20 protein-coding genes and 1 pseudogene are annotated in these 17263 nt (G+C 66.9%); 13 read left to right on the top strand and 8 right to left on the bottom strand.

The features are described from left to right. Nucleotides 1–78: 78 nt before the first annotated feature. Nucleotides 79–300, bottom strand: coding sequence for a hypothetical protein (locus Q9G87_RS57670; protein ID WP_305925185.1), 222 nt, complete (start codon nucleotides 298–300; stop codon nucleotides 79–81). A gap of 26 nt (nucleotides 301–326) precedes the next feature. Between Q9G87_RS57670 and Q9G87_RS57665 the strand changes: the two genes are divergently transcribed. Next, complete coding sequence (locus Q9G87_RS57665) at nucleotides 327–515, top strand: hypothetical protein (protein ID WP_305925184.1); 189 nt, start codon at nucleotides 327–329, stop codon at nucleotides 513–515. A 510-nt stretch (nucleotides 516–1025) separates the two neighbouring features. Here Q9G87_RS57665 and Q9G87_RS57660 read toward each other — a convergent pair. Then, the gene (locus Q9G87_RS57660; protein ID WP_305925183.1) at nucleotides 1026–1877 is read right to left on the bottom strand and encodes a universal stress protein; all 852 of its coding nucleotides are present in this window, start codon (nucleotides 1875–1877) and stop codon (nucleotides 1026–1028) included. A gap of 112 nt (nucleotides 1878–1989) precedes the next feature. Continuing rightward, nucleotides 1990–2163 carry a hypothetical protein gene (locus Q9G87_RS57655; RefSeq protein ID WP_305925182.1) on the bottom strand — a complete coding sequence of 58 codons (174 nt, stop codon included), beginning with the start codon at nucleotides 2161–2163 and terminating at the stop codon, nucleotides 1990–1992. Between the two features lie 345 nt (nucleotides 2164–2508). Between Q9G87_RS57655 and Q9G87_RS57650 the strand changes: the two genes are divergently transcribed. The 4 genes from Q9G87_RS57650 to Q9G87_RS57635 all read left to right on the top strand — a co-directional run bounded on the left by Q9G87_RS57650 (nucleotide 2509) and on the right by Q9G87_RS57635 (nucleotide 5065). After that, the gene (locus Q9G87_RS57650; protein WP_371826001.1) at nucleotides 2509–3063 is read left to right on the top strand and encodes a DUF5994 family protein; all 555 of its coding nucleotides are present in this window, start codon (nucleotides 2509–2511) and stop codon (nucleotides 3061–3063) included. Nucleotides 3064–3366: 303 nt separating this feature from the next. Continuing rightward, nucleotides 3367–4122, top strand: a complete 756-nt coding sequence (locus tag Q9G87_RS57645) for a DUF4389 domain-containing protein (protein ID WP_305925181.1) — start codon at nucleotides 3367–3369, stop codon at nucleotides 4120–4122. Between the two features lie 140 nt (nucleotides 4123–4262). Beyond that, entirely contained in the window at nucleotides 4263–4619 is a 357-nt protein-coding gene (locus Q9G87_RS57640; RefSeq protein WP_305925180.1) for a hypothetical protein, read from the top strand. A 179-nt stretch (nucleotides 4620–4798) separates the two neighbouring features. Continuing rightward, complete coding sequence (locus tag Q9G87_RS57635) at nucleotides 4799–5065, top strand: hypothetical protein (RefSeq protein WP_305925179.1); 267 nt, start codon at nucleotides 4799–4801, stop codon at nucleotides 5063–5065. A gap of 462 nt (nucleotides 5066–5527) precedes the next feature. On the opposite strand, the gene Q9G87_RS57630 is transcribed toward Q9G87_RS57635, so the two are convergent. Then, the gene (locus tag Q9G87_RS57630) at nucleotides 5528–5695 is read right to left on the bottom strand and encodes a hypothetical protein (RefSeq protein ID WP_305925178.1); all 168 of its coding nucleotides are present in this window, start codon (nucleotides 5693–5695) and stop codon (nucleotides 5528–5530) included. A gap of 291 nt (nucleotides 5696–5986) precedes the next feature. On the opposite strand from Q9G87_RS57630, the gene Q9G87_RS57625 reads away from it, so the two are divergent. Then, on the top strand, nucleotides 5987–6247 hold the full coding sequence (locus tag Q9G87_RS57625; RefSeq protein ID WP_305925177.1) for a hypothetical protein: 261 nt from the start codon (nucleotides 5987–5989) through the stop codon (nucleotides 6245–6247). A gap of 134 nt (nucleotides 6248–6381) precedes the next feature. Continuing rightward, a complete protein-coding gene (locus tag Q9G87_RS57620; protein WP_305925176.1) occupies nucleotides 6382–7629 on the top strand; it encodes a PP2C family protein-serine/threonine phosphatase in 1248 nt (415 codons plus the stop codon). A 455-nt stretch (nucleotides 7630–8084) separates the two neighbouring features. Here Q9G87_RS57620 and Q9G87_RS57615 read toward each other — a convergent pair whose 3' ends face one another. Together Q9G87_RS57615 and Q9G87_RS57610 are read right to left on the bottom strand one after the other, a co-directional pair. After that, nucleotides 8085–8213: an STAS domain-containing protein gene (locus tag Q9G87_RS57615; protein ID WP_305925175.1), complete on the bottom strand. Its 129-nt coding sequence runs from the start codon at nucleotides 8211–8213 to the stop codon at nucleotides 8085–8087. A gap of 38 nt (nucleotides 8214–8251) precedes the next feature. Then, nucleotides 8252–8833, bottom strand: a complete 582-nt coding sequence (locus Q9G87_RS57610; protein ID WP_305925174.1) for a hypothetical protein — start codon at nucleotides 8831–8833, stop codon at nucleotides 8252–8254. Nucleotides 8834–9159: 326 nt separating this feature from the next. Between Q9G87_RS57610 and Q9G87_RS57605 the strand changes: the two genes are divergently transcribed. Further along, nucleotides 9160–9780 carry a DUF6461 domain-containing protein gene (locus Q9G87_RS57605; RefSeq protein ID WP_305925173.1) on the top strand — a complete coding sequence of 207 codons (621 nt, stop codon included), beginning with the start codon at nucleotides 9160–9162 and terminating at the stop codon, nucleotides 9778–9780. Further along, on the top strand, nucleotides 9774–10406 hold the full coding sequence (locus Q9G87_RS57600) for a hypothetical protein (protein ID WP_305925172.1): 633 nt from the start codon (nucleotides 9774–9776) through the stop codon (nucleotides 10404–10406). The genes Q9G87_RS57605 and Q9G87_RS57600 overlap by 7 nt, the downstream gene beginning before the upstream one ends. A 159-nt stretch (nucleotides 10407–10565) precedes the next feature. Here Q9G87_RS57600 and Q9G87_RS57595 read toward each other — a convergent pair whose 3' ends face one another. Further along, nucleotides 10566–12062, bottom strand: a complete 1497-nt coding sequence (locus tag Q9G87_RS57595; protein WP_305925171.1) for a cellulase family glycosylhydrolase — start codon at nucleotides 12060–12062, stop codon at nucleotides 10566–10568. A gap of 212 nt (nucleotides 12063–12274) precedes the next feature. Between Q9G87_RS57595 and Q9G87_RS57590 the strand changes: the two genes are divergently transcribed. The 4 genes and pseudogenes from Q9G87_RS57590 to Q9G87_RS57575 form a co-directional block, all read left to right on the top strand. Beyond that, nucleotides 12275–13546 (top strand): ROK family protein, encoded by a 1272-nt coding sequence (locus Q9G87_RS57590; protein ID WP_305925170.1) that lies wholly within the window; start codon nucleotides 12275–12277, stop codon nucleotides 13544–13546. A 342-nt stretch (nucleotides 13547–13888) separates the two neighbouring features. Next, entirely contained in the window at nucleotides 13889–14395 is a 507-nt protein-coding gene (locus tag Q9G87_RS61215) for a glycosyl hydrolase 2 galactose-binding domain-containing protein (RefSeq protein WP_371826000.1), read from the top strand. Nucleotides 14396–14547: 152 nt separating this feature from the next. Then, nucleotides 14548–15900, top strand: coding sequence for a hypothetical protein (locus Q9G87_RS57580; RefSeq protein WP_305925168.1), 1353 nt, complete (start codon nucleotides 14548–14550; stop codon nucleotides 15898–15900). Between the two features lie 54 nt (nucleotides 15901–15954). Then, nucleotides 15955–16194, top strand: a pseudogene (locus Q9G87_RS57575) (transposase); the annotation flags it as partial. Here Q9G87_RS57575 and Q9G87_RS57570 read toward each other — a convergent pair. Beyond that, a complete protein-coding gene (locus Q9G87_RS57570) occupies nucleotides 16137–16463 on the bottom strand; it encodes a reverse transcriptase N-terminal domain-containing protein (RefSeq protein ID WP_371826004.1) in 327 nt (108 codons plus the stop codon). The pseudogene Q9G87_RS57575 and the gene Q9G87_RS57570 overlap by 58 nt on opposite strands. Between the last annotated feature and the right edge of the window lie 800 nt (nucleotides 16464–17263).

Raw genomic sequence — 17263 nt, 5'->3', positions numbered from 1 at the left:
GTGTCGAGGCCGCACGGTGCCGGGTTGCGCCGCTCATCGACAAGCCTCGGCTGGGGGCGGGCGGGCTGTGCCGATCAGTCAAAAGGTGAGCGTGACCAGCGAGTACGCGGCGAAGAGCAGCAGTGTCGTGCCGGCCGCCGCACCGGTGACCGCGCTGATCGTCAGGCGGCGACGGCGGGCGATCGGGATCGACGCGGCAGCGACGGCGGTCAACACGGTGGCCAGCGCGTACAGGCCGACGCACCGGTCATCGGGCGCCGCAGACACCACGCGATGTCCGGAGAGGGACCGGGCCATCACGACGACACACAGTAAAGGTGATCAACATGGCCGTTCTCATCGGCGCGGCGCGCGCCAAGGCCGACCCACTGAGCGAGGCGTACTTCGTGAGAGCCGCCGGGGCCCTCGACACACACTGCGCAGGACCCTGGCACGTCTGCATCTCCTGCGCCGCCACCTGGCCATGCGAGCCGGCACTGGCCGCCGCGTTCATGCTCGAACTACACGCTGACTGAACGCGGGGAACCGCGAACCGGCCCGCTCAGCACAACGACATGTGGTTCTGGGTGACGGTGAAGTCGTGCGTCATGGACGACCCGCGGACTTCGATGTCCTCACTGTGCACGCGGCGGCCTGCGCGTCGGCGACGTGGAAGCGCAGCCAGGGCGGCCCGGTGATGGCCACGCCGAAGAAGAACAGCTCTCCGGTGCCGGGTCGCCCTTGAGGTGGGCGGTCATCGCGATGGTTAGCCGTCAGGTAAAATCGTAACGGCCGCCCGTGTCCAGTTCTGGGATGATCGCCGTCGGCAGGCATGCCTCATTGAGCGCGGCCGCGATGGTTGATCAGGTTGGTGTTGGCCGCGCTTGCGGGACCACAGGCTGCGGACAACGGTCATCAGCTGACCTGCACTCACTCACCGCGGAACCCCGACGAAGCTCGCGAAATGCGCGATCCGGCCGACTAGCCCGCCCCAATGGCCGCCAGTTCGGGATTTTTGTATCTCCGGTCAGGGCGGGCAGGACGCCTTATGGCCGCACCACCGCGACGGAGTTGCGGCCGTGGCACAGAACGCCGAGGGTGACGGATCCGAGCATCACTGTGCCGATCGCCCCTCGGCCCTGGGAGCCGACGACGACCAGATCTGCCTTCTCGGAGGCGCTCACGAGCGCGTCGACAGGGTGGGCCCGCCGGATGTCTTCGACCACCGCCACCTGCGGATATTGCTGCCGCCACCCTTTGAGGATGCCGGCTGCGATCTGGCACTGGTCGGCGTGGATCTGGTCCAGGTCATGGATGGTCTCGGAGATGTGAGCGTGGTTCGGCAGTTGCCACGTGTAGACGGCGCGTAGCGTGCTGGCGCGAAGCATCGCCTGCTCGAAAGCGTAGGCGAGGGCGGGCTCGCAGGCGTGATAGTCGTCGAGCCCGACAACGATCTCCCCGTGGGAGGTGTCGGAGTCGGAGCGGACAACGACCACCGGGCCACGGGCGTGCCCGGCTACGTGGGTGCTCACCGAGCCGAGCATGGCCCCCGGAAGGCCGCCAAGGCCTCTGCCGCCGATCACGACCTCGGCGGCGTCACCGGCCTGACCGCGCAGCACCGCCGCGGCGGCGCCCTGCGACAGCTCGCTGGTGACATCGATGCCAGGTTGTCGCTTGCGCGCGACCGCCTCGGCGTCGGCGAGGACGCTCTCCGCGCTGAGGGTGACGGCATCACCCAGCCCGAGGGCGGGGAACCTCGCGGTCTCGTACGGCGAGCGGTCCACGGCGTGGACGATGCGCAGTCGGGCCGCCGCGCGCGCAGCGTCGTCGGCCGCCCACTCAACGGCCGCGGTCGCGGCGGCCGAACCGTCGACGCCCACAACAATGACAGGATTCATGGCCCCTCCAGATTTGTAACATCTATTTGCTCATTGCTCGATGCCCGCAATATGTCGGCCCATGGGTCGGCAAGTGGATGTGTGCCGTCGATGCCGTTGGCGGCGGCCATGATCAGCGCTTGAACATGCCTTTGATCCTCCTGCTGCGCTGCCTCATATTATTTTCAGGCCGACCGGCCAGGCCTTTCGACTCCAGATGCTGGTTTCCGGTGGCGCGGCCGAAGTAGAGCATGATCCAGCCCTTGATGACCCGTGCCCTGGCCTCGATCTTCCTTGTCAGACTCACAGTGCTTCCCTTCAGCGATTCTCGGGCGTCCATCTCGAAGAACCGTGGATCCGCCGTCGCCAGGCACCACGCTTGGTCGGCGTTTTGCGGGCCGCAACACGACCCGAACTCAAAGGTGCCCTTTTGGCCGATAATGGGAAACGAGCAATCACCGTCCCTGTTATCACCACAATCGATAACTACACCGATTCTGCCGATGACGGCCTAACGTCTTTCCGTGCCTCGCGGAATGAGGTAAAATAACGGTACCGAGGACATTTCGTGCGTTGGCATACAGGTTGGCGTCGCCCGCGGCGATAGACCACTCTCGGCCCCCTCTTGGGGGCCTGAACAGGCCAGGCGACGATGATGACAGCAGCCCTCTCTCCGTCCGCACCGCCAAGCCCCGTTACCGCTACCGCCCTCAGGACGCATTCCGCGCTCAGGCTCAGCCTGAATCCCTTGCTGGATCGGAGCGGCACCGTTGACGGGGCGTGGTGGCCCCGCACTCGCGACGCCGCTGCTGAACTACCCGCCCTCATCTCGGCCGTCGACCAGCGCCTCGGCAGGGCCGTGCTGCGTGTCGGCCTGTATCGGGACGCATGGGATCACATTCCGCGCCGCATCCCGGCCCGCGGTCGTCAGGTCAGAGTGGGCTGGTTCCGCAGCTCCGACCCACACCTGATCACCCTGAGCATCGCGGGAACCGCGCCCATCACTTTGTTGGTCGTTGCACCTGACACGGCGAACGGCCCGGCCACGGCCGCGCTCACGCACGCCGCCGCAGGCACGATCGGCGTTCGTCCCGGCGACATCCTCCGCCCTGCCGTCCCCGACGAGGGCACGCCCGGACAAGAGGGCTCAGCCTCCTGGGAGAACGAGGGCGGCCGCCTCACCGATCGCGCGCCCGCCGCCACCTGACCCGCCACCGAGCCGCCGGTCCCACCGGTCGCCGATTCTCGATGAAGACGGACACGGTCCGATCCTTCAGTGCGGATCAGGGACACCCCACCGGCAGGACCTGATCGAGTTACTGAACGCGTGAAGTCCGTCACGGGTGAGGGGTCATCGACGGGGCCGTACCCGCCGAGTGAGATTCCCGCGGCCATCACGTACACGCAACCAGGCCGCGCCGAGGACAGGCGTCGGCGGCGTGTGAGGCGCACCACGGCAGAGGTCGCGCGATCGCTGTCCTCCTTCGACTCTGACAAGAGAGGAACGGTCATGAGTTCGACAACCCCGCTGACCCCGCGAGCCCCCACCCCTGAGGAACGGCCGTACCCGATCCGGGTGCGCGCCCAGCAGGACGGCTCTTTGTCGCGTTGGCTGTGGCTGGTGAAATGGCTGCTGATCGTGCCACACATGCTGATACTGATCCCGTTGTGGATCGCTTTCTGCCTGCTCAGCCTCGTCGCGCTGGTCGCGATCGTCATCACCGGCCGGTACCCGCGGCCGATCTTCGACTTCAACGTCGGCGTCATACGGTGGAGCTGGCGAGTGGGCTACTACGCCTATGACGCGCTCGGCACCGACCGTTACCCGCCGTTCGCCCTGGCAGAGGTTCCCAGCTACCCGGCCGGACTGAGTGTCGAGTACCCAGCGCGGCTGCACCGCGCTCTCGTTCTGGTCAAGTGGCTCCTGGCCATCCCGCACCTCCTGATCGTCGGGATCCTGTTCAGCGGCAGCGCCTGGATCAGCTCGCAGGCCGGTGGCGAGGCCTGGAGTTGGGGCGGCGGCGGTCTGGTCGCACTGCTCGTCCTGGTTGCCGGGATCGTGCTCGCCGTCACCGGCCAGTACCCCCGGCCACTGTTCGACCTCATCCTCGGCCTGAACCGCTGGGGGCTGCGGGTCGCCGGCTACGCAGCCTTGATGACCGACCGATACCCGCCCTTCCGGCTCGATCTCGGCGGGGACGACCCCGGCGCCGCCGCCGTCCCGAGCAGAGGACCTGCCGTACGCTCCGGCTCTGGCAGCGGCTGATCACTTCTGGATCGCTCAGGGGATCGCGGGGGAGTGCCCGCTTGCGGGCGCCGAGTCCGGTCGGCTCGGCAGCCCCGCGTCCCGCGGTGATGACGCTCTCAGCGATCCAGCCGGCACCGACGTACACCGAAGGGCAGACCATGGAACAGACCCACAACAGGCCGATGACCGGCAGGGCAGCGCTCGTCACCAATGAGATCGACAAGCGGCCCGATCACGCGGCCAACGCGCAGTGGCTCAAGGACAACCCGGCTGCCATGCCACAGGTGGGCGCCGGCCGCTGGGCTGTGTACGACCGTGACGGCCAGCTGCGCGGCCACCTCGTCGGTGACGGCCCGACCCGTGATACCCGCTTCAAGGCGATCACGGCGACGAACGAGTGGACGCCTCCTGGCCACGCGCCAGGCGGCTACGGCATCACCCTGCACGATGCCGGAGCGCACCTCCTCGACGCCGGCGTGAGTGGTAGGCAGCTCGATGCGGAAGCGGGTGACTGAGCACCACTACAGGGGGTAGGCGAGGCTTCGGCGGCAGGGGCGTCGCCTTGGCCGTACGAAGGAGCTGGGCGAGGCGCTGTTTGATCTTCTCGGCTACTGCCTCTCCGAAGAGAGTGCTTCATCACCAGACTTGCTGGATGAGCTCGCACAGAAAGTGATCATGGGTAACCATGGCCAGTATGAGCGACGATGATGACGCGCGTGCTGAACTGGAGGAATGGAGCGAGTTCATCGGCCGGATCCGCTACGACGGTCCACGTCCTGGTGATGCCGGTGACGAGCGGTTGGCCGATGAGGCGGTGGCCAACGAATTCTCCAGCTGGGGTCGACTCGACGGCTCACCCGAGATGAACAACCTGATCTGTCGCGCCTTGGAGATCGGCTACCTGCGGGCACTGCAGGACGTTCGCGAGCAACGGATCGCCGGGCTGGGGCCCACAGACTGACATCAGTACGAAAGGCGCGGTTCACCCTCCGCGCCAACGCTTCCCCCTCCCCGCACCGGCCCAGCCGCGGATCATCGAACTCGACATCCGCCAGCGTGATCGACTCGGTGGCGTTCTGGGCCGGAAGCCATTCATGATCATGCCGCAGGCCGGTAACCCGGCGGCCACGCGTGCTGGCCTGGCCGGCAGCAGCGGTGCCGCCGGCAATGCTCTGGCGGTGGCCACGGTGTCGGGAGGCATAGTGGTCGGGCAGGCCACGGGTTCGGCTGGGGTGATCGGCCCGTGTCTGTTCGACGGCCGAAGGCGAGAGGCGGCGCCAGCCAGGCTCCGGTGCTGGGCGGCGACCCAGCGATCGCGATCACCGGGCCCTCGTGGGCGACCTGTATGCCCCGCAGGTACCTTCCGGCAAGTACGGCCGGTGTCCCCTCAGCGCAATTCCAGGATCAGGTCGTCGCCGGCAACCTATGTGCCTCTGGTACGCGCGAGGGCCGAAGGCGTCTGGCAGCCGACGATCGCGAGGTTCTCGTGGACGAGTTCGTCCTTCGTCAGCGCCTCGACCATGAACAGGGCGTAGTCCACGCGGCGCGTGATGTTGCTCTTGAGGATGGGTCGCCTACGTGTCGGCTCCACACGGGCAGTCCCTGGCTCTCCCCTTCCTCAAGACTGCTTCCGCGTACCACGGTCCAACCGGTGTCGCTGGCGAACACCCGGCGGCACGCTCCCACCTGGTCGTCGAGGTCGACGACGCGGACGAGCCGCGCTGCCCAGCCGGCGATCTTGACGACCCAGCCCCGGACGCGATTATTACTCGGCTGGAGGGCGCCGCGTCCGTGGTGCGGTAGGCGGATGTGGAGGGCTGCTGCCTACAGCGTTCGACACTGGGCAGGTACCCCTTGTCGACGCTGGCGAAAGGAGCCGGCCGTGTCTGAAAACGTCACACTGATCATTCGATTCCGCCTGGTGGGCGGTGAAGACGTGTCCGTGGTGAGCGGGGACTTCGACGGGGAGCCGGAGGCGGTGACGGCGATCGCTCGTGCTGTGGACGAGCGGCGCAGCCTGGTGTTGATGCGGGCGAGATATGAGCGTGAGGCCGACGTGCACGGCGTGGTCATCAACCTCGCCAACGTGGTGTCGGCGCGTGTGTCGAAGACGGACAGCGCCGAGGCGGGCCAGTACCTGTAGCGGGCGGTTGCCCCGACATGCCCTGACATTGGCCAGCCGGACGGTGCCCTCAGCCAGCCGCGTAAAAGTCCGGCGTTGGGTCAAAGCCGGATCCCGGCAGAGAGAAAATCTAGTACGGGGGAACTGAATCAGTCATGACGGGACGTGTGCCGGGGGCCCGCAGCAGGGTTGCGGTGGACCGGTCGGAAGGCTTCGGTGAGCGGCTGCTGGGGCAGTTGCTGGACCGGGCTCACTCTATGCCGCCACAGCTCATCGCTCCGCTGGTGGCGGAGGAGGTGCGCAGGATCGGTGGCTGGGATGTATCGATTCTGCTGCAGGACTATGACCAGGTGATGTTGGTGCCGCTGCCGGGCAGGGGGCTCACGGGCGGCGATCCTCTGCCCATTGACGGGTCATGGGCAGGTGAGGCTTTTGTCAGCGAGAGGAGGGTGGAGCATCCGGTGGCCGGCGGCATCCGGATGTTTCTGCCGCTGCTCGATGGCAGTGACGAGGTTGGGGTGATGGCCCTGACCCTTAGCAGCGTCGACGACGACGACCGCCGATTGCTGCGACGGCTGGCCGGCCTGGTCGCCGACATGCTCGTTACCAAGAACAGTTATACAGACCGGTTCTTCCTGGCACGGCGTCGCAAGCCGATGAGCGTGTCCGCGGAGATCCAGTGGTCGCTGTTGCCCCCGTTGTCCATGGCCATCCCGCAGGTCGCGGTTGCCGGAATCATGGAGCCCGCCTACGACGTCGCCGGGGATAGCTTGGACTACGCCCTCAACGACGAAGTCCTGCACATCGCCGTCATCGATGCGATGGGCCATGGCATGAACGCCGCCGTGCTGGCGACCGTGGCCATTGGCGCCTACCGGCACGCCAGACGCGCCAACGTCGGGCTTGCCGAGTTGTACGAATTTATGGATACCGCCATCAATGAGCAGTTCGGTCCCGATCAGTTCGTCACGGCACAGATGGCGCGTCTGGATATCGGGTCGGGTTACTTGGAATGGGTCAACGCAGGGCACCCGGCGCCGTTGCTGATCCGCGGCAACCGGGTCATCGAGGCGTTGGAGGGTGCGGGCACCCTTCCGGTCGGTTTTGGCGGTGCCGCCCCGCAGATCAACACGCGCCAGCTCGTGCGCCACGATCGGGTGCTGTTCTACACCGATGGTGTTGTCGAAGAGCACGAGATCGGTGGTGAGCAGTTCGGCGAAGAACGTCTGATCAGCTCCATCGAGCACGTTGGGCCTATGTCGAGAAGCGTGCAGGAGATGGTACGAAGCCTCTCTCACACCCTGATGCGCCAGAGGAAGGGGACGACAACTGATGACGCGACCCTCTTCCTGGTCGAATGGTGCGGCGGAAGCGCCGACCACCTCGCCGAAATCGACCTCTGAGCCTTCTGAACGCGTTGCCGATCCTGTACAACGCCGCATCAAAACTCGCGCGTATGGCCTGAGCTGGGGGTTTCCGGTCCTCCGCTCAGAGTTGATGAACCGGTCCTGGTCCGGAGCAGATGGCAGGACCACGGCAGGACCCCAATGCTTCGCAGGCCCGTACAAGCGGGACAGACAAGCATAGGTGGCTGGCCCCATCGAGAAGTACCAGCGGCCCCACCCCGCCGGGATGGACCGGCTTGGACCAGGAAATGCCCGTGGGGACCGGTCTGCGAGCGCCGATGAGGGCGATGACGATGGGTGGGCCTTTCCGCGCACGATGCGAGATGCGTGATACACCGGGACATGCCCGTTTGCTGGGCGGCACGGCCTGGCCACGATCGTGACGGTCGGCGTCCCTGCGTAAGCGGTGAACGTCAGTGTGGATGCAGGCCGGACTGTGGGTGCGCGTTCGGTCAGGCCATCATCTGTAGGCCGCGGTCCAGACCGGTGATGCGCAGGACGTGGGAGGTGTACGGGCGCGGATTGGCCAGGGCGAGGGTGATGCCTTGGGCTCGGGCGCGGTACTGGATGCCGATCAGCACGGCCAGGCCAGAGGCACGCCGACTGGGGATCTCGCCGGCTAAACCTGGGGCTCGGCCAGAACGGTCTCAACTGCAAGACCACCTACGTCGAGGGCGGAGTCGTCAAGGACGGCACTCATGGCAGAACTGCCAAGATCACCGATTGGGCCGGCGGAGGCGACTTCGAATTCACGCTGAGCGTGCCCTGGGATGGACTCGACCATCCGGACAAAGTCGGCACCTGCGCCGTGCAACCCTTCGTTCGCTACATCGACAACCCAGACATCACCGACCTGATGTGGTACTTCCATCCGCGCTTCCGGGAGAAGAAACACGTCCAGACCTTCATCTGCGACAGCGCCGACTGGATCGCGGCACACGCTGGAGGATGCATCGTCGGATCCGTGGCTCCCATCTTCATCCTCAATGCCAACGACACCGACAGAGGAAGGAAATGCGTCGAGAAGAGCGTGGAGAACATCTATACGGCGCTGTACGACCCTCAGAACAGCAAGCCCAATCCCCCTGGATGGCCGACCAAGAAGATTCCGGGCGGCTGGAACGTCAACAATCCCGGCTGCAATTACGTAGCGGGACAGCCCGGCGGGTGTCTGCACCGGACGCGGGACACAGAAATACACCGCAAGAACCGTAACGTGGCGATTCCGGCGTGCACGCTGTACGAAGGGGCGTACTCCAGACCGGACTCGTGCGACGAATTCCCGGTTGTCGGTCTTCTACCAGAGAAACCGCATCAGAGAGCGCTCGCCCTTCTGGGTGGACGTCATCCAGCTAGGGCATTCACGCCCGGCGAGCGGAGCCCCGGGCATCGTGGCCACGGAGGCGCTGTACTCCGAAGAGATCTCCGATTTCCGAGGCTGCAGTATCGATGGGGTCGACAATCCCATCGGTCCCAACTGATCAGTTAGATTGATCGGCGAGCGGTCTCCGGCACAGGCCTCGGCCCGTGCCGGAGACCCTGGTGAGCGGACGAGAGGCCATGAGCGACTACGCGGACATTGACGACGTCTTCCCCGACCCGGCGGGCCTCATCTGGATGAAGGGCATCGCTGCCGACCAGGCACTGCGCGACATCGGTGCCGATCCCTGCGGCGAGGTGGTGAATGCCGACTGGAGCCGGGTCCAGGCGACGCTCTGGGACTCCTGTGAGGAGGACGAGAACGACGAGAACGAGGACGACGAAACGTCCGGGCGGGCGGCGCTGTTCGCCGTGGAGGGCGATGGGGCGGTTCTGATCGAGCCGATGTCGTGCTGGGGCGCCGACACGGCGCTGCTACGGCGGCTGACCGCCTCAGGTGGAGAGGCGCTGGGCCTGAGTTGGACCGTCAACCTCCACGTCTCTGTCACCTTCGCGGCTCGCGGAGAGATCCTGGCCACGTTCGACCCGATGGAGTTGTTCGCCGCCACCGGCGATGAGCGGACGCCGTTGCCGGCTGGTTGGACTCCCTGCCGGTCAGCGCTGCCGAATGGCACGGCAACGGCAAAGCGGCCGCCTTTGTCCTGGGCGAGCGCCTGTCCGGCATCCGCGTCGATCGTGCGTGGCTTGCGCGCCGCCACCGAATGGTGATCTCGTCCGACTCCACGTCACCCCCCGCGCTGTTCCTCGACAAGCAGATGCGCGAACTGGCCGCCGCCGATCCGCGGATAGCCGCACTGGCCGCCGCCCCCGGACCAGACAAGCTGCCGGAGATCGTCCGCATGGCCGTGGACCTGGCGCTGTACACCACCGGCCTCGACGGAGATATCGTGGAGGAAGCCCTCGACCTACTGGCCACCGGCGAGCGAGGCGCCCGCGCCGCAGCGGCCCGCGAGCGGCTCAGGCGCCTGCACGCGACACTGCGGCAGGAGGCTCAGGCCGCGTACGAGTGCTCCGGAGCGACCGGCTTCGCCGTGCCAGGCCACGACACGGAGGTCGGCCGGCTCATGCTGCGGCAGGAGGCGGTGAAGACACTACGGCACGCGCTCGACCCCGATCTGGAGAAGGCCGCTTCCAACGCACTGAGCCGTGCGGCGGCCACTCGGTTGAGTCACGAGAACGGCGACTACCTTTGCCACCGCACGCTCACCGCGATCCAGTACTACATCGTCCACGGCGAGTGGCAGAACGCATCCCTGGCGAATTCGCGAGGTCAGGACGCCTCGGGGATCCAGATGCGCAGGGCTGAGGGCCCGCGGCGAGCCCACGAACGGTAGGCGATCAGGGAAGGCTCTGGGCTTCGCCGGATCGGTGGTGCTGTGCGGCGGCCACCACAGATTCGTGTTCTGCTCACAGCATTTCGACAGCCCTGGCATTGGACATCCGGTCGGGGCGGCGTTGTACGGGGCTTTGGGCAGCCGCCTGGGACGGGTTGGTTACGGGGTTGTGTAGGGGTTTTGGGTGAGCAAGTGGGCCTTGTAGCCTTCGCCGACGCCGAGTTCGGGGGTACCGTTCCAGTCCTTGATAAGGACGGCGCCGGTGCTGCAGCCCCACGGGTTCCAGGTCCATGCCAGGTGGGACAGGCCGTGTGCGGTGGCCCAGTCCATCAGCGTGTCCATGTAGTCGTAGCCGCAGTTGTCCTGGCCGAACTCGCCGAGCACTACGGGTACCTGCTGGGCGAGCGGGGCGATTTGGGTGTCCCAGCAGGACGCGGTGGCGCAGGCGTTGAAGCTGTACGCGTGCCAGGACGCGGCGATGTTGTTCAGCGGGTCGTTCGGCTTGTATGCCAGCCACTCCCGCATGTCGTTGGCCCACTCCAGGCCGCCCACCATGAGGACGTTGGTCGCGCCGGTTGCCCGGACCGCGTCGACCAGGTCCTGCATGCCGGCCACCTCATAGGGAATGCCGGCGCAGGTGCCGCCGTCGCGCAGGCACTGCCAGCCCAAGGTCTTGTTCCAGTCGCTGCCGATCTCCGGGTACGGCTCGTTGAACAGATCGAAGACGACAGAGTCGTCGCCTTTGAAGGTGTTCGCGACGCCGGTCCAGAACTGGGGGGCGTACTGCGCGTCCGGCATCGGCTTCTGGCACGTCGCGGTGGCGTCCTTGCAGTGCCAGTCCGGCCCGTTGCTGTAGGCGCCCGAGGTCCAGTGCAGGTCGAGGATCGGGGTGATGCCGTTGGCGACCAGCAGGCTGACGTAGGCCTTCACACCCTGCTGGTAGGTGGCGCCGCTGGGCGAGCCGTTGACGCCGAGCCAGCATTCTTCGTTCAACGGCAGGCGCACCGCGTGGATGTTCCAGCTCTTCATGGCATCGACCGAGGCTTGGTCGACCGGGCCGCCGTCCCATTGGCCTTTGCCTTGCACGCAGGCGTATTCGCCGCTTGAGCGGTCCACGCCGAGCAGACGGTAAGGCTTGCCGTCCGACGTGACGATCTTGTTGCCGGACACCCGCAGGCGTGGTGCTGGACCACTGGGGTTGGGGGAGGGACTGGTGGTTGTGGTGGGGGTCGGCGTGGTCACCGAGCCGGTGCAGATTGTGCCGTTGAGCGCGAACGAGGTCGGTACCGGGTTGGCGCCCTTCCATGCTCCGGAGAAGCCGATGGAAGTGGACGCGCCGGTGTCCAGTGACCCGTTCCAATTCAGGCTGGCGGCGGATACTTGAGCCCCGGACTGCGTCCAGGTGGCGCTCCAGCCTTGGGTGACCTTCTGGTCGGCGTTGGGGAAGTCGAACGTCAAGGTCCACCCCCTGACGGCGGAGCCGAGGTTGGTGATGGCCACGTTGGCGGTGAATCCGCTAGGCCACTGGCTCTGGACGGTGTACGTGACGGAGCAGCCAGTGGCGGCAGCCGAGGAGGGGAGTGTGGTCGCTGCCATGCTGCCTAGCGCCAGGACTCCGACGGCGCCGAACGCGAGCAGCGCATGACGATGTTTCATCTGATCCCTCTGTTCGAGATAGATGCGGACAGCTGCTCCAGCATGCTTAGTTAGCAAAGTTATAAAGGTCAATCACGAAGGGATAGCCAGGAGGAACGGCACCTGGAGGTCGGGATAGGACCCCAGCTCAAGGGCTTGGCGGTGGAGCTGCTCGTCCGGCGGGTCGCTGAAAATAAGGTAGCTTTTGTACATCAGGTGTGGGAGGTGGCACGGTGACGAGCCCCATCTGGGCAACTCGGACGAAGACCCGCGGAATGGTGCTCGACTTGATCCGGGCGGCACGGGCGATCAGCCGGGGGGAGCTCGTGGGGGCGACCGGTTTGACGGCACCGACGATCTCCGAGGTCGTGCGTGAGCTCATGGTCGACGGTCTGGTCGTCGAGGCGGGGCTGGGGGCGTCGACGGGTGGCAAGCGACCGATGCTCGTCCAGCTCAATCCTTCGGCCCGCTACAGCGTCGGGGTGCAGCTGGAACGCAATACGTGCGTGATCGTTGTGGTCGATCTGGCCGGCCGGCAGATCGCGAGGATGTCGTTCAGCGGAGTGTCGTCGATGCCGCCGGAGCGCGGGCTGTCGTCGGTGGCCACGCAGGTAAACGCGCTGCTCGACACGGCGGGCGTCGAACGTGACAAGGTGCTGGGGGTTGGCTTGGTCAGCTATGGGCCGCAGGATCGGCGGACTGGTGTGTTGTTGACCCCGCAGCCCACCGAGGAGTGGTTCGGTTACCCGATCGCGGACCGTCTCGCCGAGAGCCTCGGTCTGCCGGTCCTGTTGGACAACGACGCGGCGGCGGCCGCGATCGGTGAGTACTGGATGGGTGCGGTAGAGCCACGCAGCACCTACGGCTGCATCTACATGGCCACCGGGATCGGTGGTGGCGTGGTGATCGCAGGAGAGGTATATCGCGGCAGCTCCTCGAACAGCGTGGAGATCGGCCACATCTCCATCGACGTCAACGGGGACGAGTGTCCTTGTGGCAACCGCGGTTGCCTGGAGAACTACGCCGGCCCGGCCGCGTTGGTCAGGCAGGCGCTGACGACGCCCGGGCTTGGCCAGCGGCTGGCGCTCGATCCGGCCGGAGACGACTTCCTCACCGAGTTCACGCGGCTCGCAGCCGCGGCGAACGCCGGCGACCCGGCCGCCCGAGGCTTGGTCGAACGGTCGGCCCGCTATCTGGGTTGTGCCGCGGTCACCATGACCACCCTGTTCGACCTCGACACAGTCGTCCTCGCCGGGCCGAGTTTCGCGGTCGCCGGTTCTATCTACCAGTCAGTGATCCAGGAGGAGGTGGACCGCCGCACCTTCGCGCGGCGGGCCCACCGGGTGCGGGTCGTGCCATCGGTCAGCGGGTCGGACGCCGCGGCGATCGGTGGGGCGGTCCTCGTCCTGCAGAGCGAATTGATCCTCGGCCACGGCGGCCGTCCGACGGACAGCGCCGAACCACTGTCCCCCGAGGGCGAGACGGCGGACGCAACCACCGTGTGACGTCGCCCGGAGGCTCGGACGAACGCATCTGTACCGATGAGGCGCCGCGCGCCTGTGGCACCCGGGCGGAACCCTCCTTTGTCCGAACGTCTACGAAAGTGCAGCTGGGGCCTCGCGCACAATCTGGGCAGTGATTACAGGCGCAGCTGAGTGGTTGACCGGCCCGAAGAGATCGGTCGGGTCAACCCACGCACGAACGGTGCTTCTCCGACGAGGCGATCGACTTCAGCCCGCAATGTTGACTTAATTAAATTTGCTACGTAAGTAGACGTCTGGGGGTGAGATCCCACGCCGCCGACCGATCGGAGCAGTTCCGATGATGCGTACCACGGTCCACGACGGGTGGCACCTGGCTGCCGTGGGCGGGCCGGTGCCCGACTTTCTCGCCGGACGCCGCCTGCCGGCCCAGGTGCCGGGCAGCGCACACCTGGACCTCATTGCCGCGGGTGTCATCGCCGATCGTACCTGGATCGCACTGAGGCCGCCCTGGGTTGGGCACATCGTGTCGACTGGCGGTACTCGACGACGGTCCAGGCCGAGGCGCCTGGCCCGGGCGAGTGGGTGGAGCTGGTCTTCGACGGCATCGACCCGGTCGGCATCGTCGAGCTGAACGGCCACGTCCTGGGCCATACCGCCAACATGCACCGCAGCTACCGCTTCGACGTCCGCGAGGTGCTGCGCGAGTGGCGTCACATGCTGCTGGCCGACCCCGGGCTGCCGCCGACGCTGCTGCCGGACGAGTGGAGCGGAGAGCGGGCCCGCCGCCGCCTCCTTGATCTCTACGCCGCCTGGAGCCGCCCGGCCCAGACCTGGTGGTGGACGCGCGAGGATGAAGCAAGTGAGACATAGGGCCGCTGCAACGCGATCACAGTGTGTAAGGTCGGGCAAAGTTCGGCAAACTATTGACGCCTGTCGCATAAGTGTCTAACTTCGGCGACGCCCGATCTCGCATGAGCCATGAGGTCTCCGGGGGCACGCTTCGTGGCCGGAAAGGATCTTCCATGCAGACCCTGTCGCGCGCGGTCGCCGCCGTCGTTCTGACGGCGACCGTCGCGCTGGTCCCCGGCGTCGCGCGGGCCGGTCAGGAACAGGGCGCCGAGCCCGCCCACTACACCGGCAAGCTCCCCGACGGCTCGACATGGATCGCGGATGTGCCGGCCAACTGGAACGGACGGCTCGTTCTGTTCAGCCACGGGTTCGGTCCCCTGGTGCCGCGGAACCGGCCCAGCGACGCGGCGGGTGAAGCGCTGCTCGCCCGCGGCTACGCCCTGGCGGGCTCGTCGTACGCGCCCGGCTCCTGGTGGGCCCTGGGCAGCGCCGTCCAGGACCAGATCGACACCCTCGACGCCGTCTCGAAGATCATCGGCCGTCCCCGCCTCACCATCGCGCTCGGCCAGTCCATGGGCGGCCTGGTCAGCGCCAAGATCGCCGAAACCGGCGCGGTGGACGGGGTGCTCAACACCTGCGGCATCGTCGCCGGCGGCGTGGACCTCAACAACTACCAGCTCAACGCCGGACACGCCGTGGCGACACTGCTCGCGCCCGGCCAGAACATCAAGCTCACCAACTACACCACCCCCGACGAGGCCTCCACCGCCGCCTCCCAGCTCACCCAAGCCGTGACGAACGCCCAGAGCACTCCCGCCGGACGCGCCCGCATCGCCCTCGTCGCGGCGCTGCACAACATCCCCGCCTGGTCGTCCGGTGCGACGCCGCCGGCGCCGCACGACTACACGGCCCAGCAACTGCAGCAGTACCAGTGGTTCGCCTCGGGAGTCCTCAACTTCACCTTCGGCGCCCGCTACTGGATCGACCTCGCCGCCGGCGGCGACAGCGCCTGGAACAAGGGCCTGGATCACTCGCGACTGCTCCGCTCGTCGGCCAACCTCAAGCAGATCAAGGCGCTCTACCGCCAGGCGGGCCTGAACCTGAAGGACGATCTGACCCTGCTCACCGCCAAGGCCGCCAAGCAGGTCGAGCCGGAGCCGCTGGCCTTGATGACCCAGACCTCCGAACCCACCGGCCGCCTCAAGGTCCCGGCCCTGTCCATCCACACCATCTCCGACCAGCTCGTCCCGGTCGAACAGGAGAACGAGTACGCCGCCGCCGTGCGCTCCGCGGGGCGGCCGCACCTCCTGCGTCAGGCGTACGTGCACCGCGTCGGCCACTGCAACTTCTCGGCCTCCGAGTACGTCGCCTCACTCCAGACCATCGAGCAGCGCGTCAGCACCGGCCACTGGCCCGCCACCACGGCACAGTCACTGAACGACGCGGCCGCCGCCCTGTCGCTCGACGCCTCCGCCTTCGTCCACTACAAGCCGTCCCGCCTCCTCGTCCAGCCCTCCCACCCCTGACCCACCCGACCGTCTTCGGACTGTGCCCGCATCCCGCCACTACACCTCGGCGGGGTGCGATCGTGCCCGACCGACGGTAGAGCCGCCGGTTCGTCGTTGATCGATGAGATCGTGCGGGGGAGCGCCCGGCGGATGCTGGCCGAGGCGCTTCAGGCCGAAGTCGACGCCTACATCACCCGGTTCGCCGACGCGCGCGACGACCGGGGCCACCGCATGGTTGTCCGTAACGGTTCCCATCAGCCCCGCGAGGTTCTGACCAGCGCTGGGGCGATTGAGGTGAAGGCGCCGCGGGTCACCGCCGCCTCCGCCCTGGCGTGCGAGGTCAGAGCGACCTCGCCGTCGATCCCGGGTGTCCGGCGCCCGGTGTTGCGTTGAGTGACCTGGCGGACGCTGACCAGCGTGTTCGACCAGGACCTCAGCATCATCTTCTGCAAGGACCGGACCGTGGCCCAGTCCTGTTCCCGCGTCGCCTTGAAGATCCTGCGCCGCAGCCTCACTACGTTCAGCTCATGGGTCCGCCAGTCGATGGTGTCCCAGTCGTGAATGCCCTCGGGTCCGTTCACCGTGATGGTGTCCAACTTGCCCCTCGGTTCGAAAGGCCCGCGGCCTCGGCGTTCAAAGGCTCACCTGCCCACGTCAGCGCCCTTTCGGGCCCGGACGCCATGTCCGGCATCCGGCCGGTTCCCCGCAACGGACTGCCTGAAGGAGCAGCCATACCGTCGTCAGGTCCAGTTGCCTTTCGGCCACCGGCATCCGCTTCTTGGGCATCCTGTCCCGCCGAGGAGTTCCGCCCCGCTTGCGATCGGCCTACCAGACCACCACGGCGGTCTGGACCTCGACGGGGTTTCCACGTTCCGCGCACACGAGATACGACCGGGGAGGGCGCCCTTCTCAACCCCGAGGCCAGCGGTGTTCACACGTCCAGCACAGGGGGACTGGACGCCACTTGCCGCCTCTTCCAGCAGCCAGGCCCTGCCACCCTGGTCCTCATCCCGTCGCCCAGGGCTCTCTTTGACGAGGCCTCATCGAAGGGTTCACTCGCGTTCACCCGTCCGGTTTTCCCTTGCCCGGTTGCTCCCCCAGACGGAACAGGGGCCCTTGGGCGTCTTCCCCGAGCTTCGCACCCCATTGGGCAAGACCCACAGGCGCACGTCGGGGCGGGGACCGATCTTGAAAACTGATCAGGAACTACACACCCGGCATGGTCGGCCTCCAATCTGCGAGTTCACTCGGTATGGTGAGGTCGGCCCGGAGCGCCCTGCCGATGTCGCCACCGGTGGGTTTCTCCGAGCCGCCTCCCGCACCCGGCGTGCCCCTCTCAGGGCACCGGGCGCTCCACAAGCCCCGCGGGGACTACGTTCGC

The organism is Nonomuraea turcica (genome assembly GCF_030718205.1).
GTDB lineage: Bacteria > Actinomycetota > Actinomycetes > Streptosporangiales > Streptosporangiaceae > Nonomuraea.
This window is presented reverse-complemented; position numbering and strand designations above follow the sequence as displayed.